This is a genomic window from Streptomyces sp. GESEQ-35, from assembly GCF_017948485.1.
Classification (GTDB): Bacteria; Actinomycetota; Actinomycetes; order Streptomycetales; family Streptomycetaceae; genus Streptomyces.
The window spans coordinates 1-2878 of the sequence record NZ_JAFFSX010000069.1 but is presented as its reverse complement, the minus strand read 5'-3'; the positions used below and the strand labels follow the sequence as shown (position 1 = coordinate 2878).

Here is a 2878-nt window from a genome sequence, read left to right as displayed (position 1 = left end):
GATCCGGTGGGCCCAGTGCACCGCCAGGGCCGTCTTGCCGATCCCCGCCATCCCGCTGATCACCGTGACGGACGAGGACGTTGTGGTCTCCGGGCCGAGAATCCGGACCTGTTCGAGTTCGGCCTGGCGCCCGGTGAAGGTGGGCAGATCGGCGGGGAGCTGCGCGGGGACGGCCACATGCCGGATGGCCGCGGACCGCGGTGCGGAGGCCTTCGGTTCCGCCGACGCCGTGGCCGCGGAGGGGTCCAGCGACGCTTCGCCCGCCAGGATGCGCTCGTGCAGCTCGCGCAGCGGGGCCCCGGGCTCGATGCCGAGCTCGTCCACCAGGGTGCCGCGCGTCCTGCGGTACGTCTCCAGTGCCTCGGCCTGCCGCCCGGACCGGTACAACGCGAGCATGAGGAGCTGGCGCAACCCCTCCCGCAGCGGGTGCTCGCCGGTCAGCGCGACGAGTGCGGGGATCACCTCGCTGTGACGTCCGAGTTCGAGATCGATCTCCAGGCGGGCCTCCAGCGCCGCCAGCCGCTCCTCTGCCAGCCGGTCACGCTCGGCCTTAGCCAGCGGACCGGGAAGCCCGGCCAGCGGCACCCCCTCCCACTCCGCCAGCGCGGCATGCAGCAACCGTGCCGCGGCCGGAGCCTCGCCCACGGCACGCAGCCGCTGCGCCTCGGCGACCCGCTCCTCGAACACCCCCAGATCCACCGAGCCCGTCGGCACACGGGCCAGATAGCCGTCCGCGACTGAGACCACCACCTGCGGGGCCTCGGCACCATCGATGGCGCGTGTGTCATCGGGCCCAGGTCTGAGCACCTTGCGCAGCCGCGACACATAGGTGCGCAGCACGGACACAGCCGCGTTCGGCGGGTCATCGCCCCAGACGGCATCAACGAGTTCGGCTGTCGTGACCGGCCTCCCCCGCCGCAGCAGCAGCGCCGCCAGCACCACCCTTTGCTGCGGCGACCCCAGATCCAGTTCCGTGCCGTCGCGCCATGCCCTGACCCGGCCGAGCACGGCGAAGCTCAAGGATGCGTCGTGAATTGCCTTCATGAGTCCCTCAAGTCGTCCCTCACCGCATTCGTACGCGGACACCTCCACAACGTGGTCGGCCGGGCGGAGGGGCCTGTACCCTCCAGACCCCCCGGTGCTCGGACTCCTGCGGCCGTGCGCCCTGCCACCCATCTAGATGACAAATGCAACCAGGGCGTTCCGCAGGGCCTGCGGCGGCGAGCCTGTCTTGCGAGACGGCGGCGGAAGCCCCTCATAGATGACAAATGCAACCCGGGCCTCTGATTGAACCCTTTTGCGGCGCAGGACCGTTGTTGAGCTCCAGAAGGTCACACCGGACTTTCGGACGGGTCGAGCCCGTCCATCCCTCACCCATACTTCGAGGCCATCCGATGCGGGGCCCGGCAGGCCGCGGTACGAACCGACGGCCACATCCGCCGATTCCGCCCCCGGGGACAGCGGCGCGCCTTCCGGCTCGTACCGGCCGCTGCCCAGGGAAACTGAACCATCCAGAGCATGTGGAGGACCTACGTAGTCCTGGCGTTCTCGCGTCGCCGCCGCCCTTGGAGTGGTGGGTGGTCTGCCCGTGTGGTGATGGTCGAGCGCATGGTGCCGGACGAGTTGTGGGATCTGTTCGAGCGGGTGGTCCCGCCTGCTCCATCGTGGACGCAGGGCGGCGGTCGGCGCCGGTACGGGGATCGCGAGGTACTGGCCGCGATCATCTTCGTGGCCACGACGGGCTGCACCTGGCGGCAGCTGCCGCCGGTCTTCGGCCCCTCTGGTCCGACGGCGCACCGGCGCTTCACCGAGTGGACCGCCGCTCGAGTCTGGGCGAAGCTGCACCGCCTCATCATCGACGAGCCGGGTTCGCGCGGAGACCTGGACTGGTCGCGCTGCGCGATCGACTCCGTGCACATGCGGGCCCTGACAGGGGGGCCTGACAGGCCCGAATCCTGTAGACCGGGGTAAGAAGAGCTCGAAGATCCACTTGATCACCGAGCGGACCGGTTCACCCCTCTCCATCGGGATCTCCGGCGCGAACCTGCACGACAGCCAGGCACTCGAGCCGCTCGTGCGTGGCATCCTGCCGATCCGCTCCCGCCGCGGCCCGCGCAGACGACGGGCCGCCAAGCTGCACGCGGAAAAGGGCTACGACTACGACCACCTGCGCCGATGGCTACGCAAGCGAGGCATCCGGCACCGCATCGCCCGCAAGGGCATCGAGTCCTCCACCCGGCTGGTCCGGCACCGCTGCACGATGTCCTGGCTGAGCGGCTGCCGTCGTCTGCACCGCCGCTACGAACGCAAGGCCGAACACTTCCTGGCCTTCACCGCCATCGCCCGCAGCCTCATCTGCTGCCGCAGACTCACCAAATGAGACGACGTCTTATGAGGATCCGCGACTTTGGACCTGGCCGATATTTCGGGTGCCGTTGGTGATCTTCGCTTGGAGGTCAGCTCCGGGTGATGGCGAGGGAGTTGCAGAGTCGCTGGAGATGGGGCTGACGGGACGGAGATGGGCGTGCGTCGTAGTGCCTGTCGGCCTGTGCTTCCTCGCTACGGCTGGGCTACGGCGTCTTCGGGTCGGCGACACCACGCTGCCCGGTGGGCAGGTACTGGACCTGGGCTGACCAGGCTGTTCGTGGCATGAGCCGCAGTGCGCCAGAAACGGCGCACTACCCCGGCCGTCTGACGGACGGCCGGGGCGCTCTCGGGTGCGCGTGCCGTCAGGCGTTCAGTTGAACGTGGCGTCCGGCGCGCGCGGTTGAGCGAGGATCAGCAGCGCTTGTCGGTGGTTCCCTTGTAACTGTCAGGAGATCCCTCCGGGATCACGGTGCCGACTGCGGAGGTGCAGTCCTGGACCGTGTCGGTGCCT

General features: G+C 69.3%; 2 protein-coding genes. One reads left to right on the top strand and one right to left on the bottom strand.

What is annotated here, in order from left to right; genetic code table 11:
• Nucleotides 1-1020 (bottom strand): AfsR/SARP family transcriptional regulator (locus tag KCH87_RS48350; RefSeq protein WP_247197936.1); only part of this gene is annotated, 1020 nt, incomplete at its 3' end.
• Between the two features lie 576 nt (nucleotides 1021-1596).
• On the opposite strand from KCH87_RS48350, the gene KCH87_RS48345 reads away from it, so the two are divergent.
• A protein-coding gene (locus KCH87_RS48345; protein WP_210594449.1) for an IS5 family transposase occupies nucleotides 1597-2380 on the top strand; the annotation gives its coding sequence in 2 pieces (ribosomal slippage) (nucleotides 1597-1929 and nucleotides 1931-2380; 783 coding nt in all).
• Nucleotides 2381-2878 lie beyond the last annotated feature (498 nt).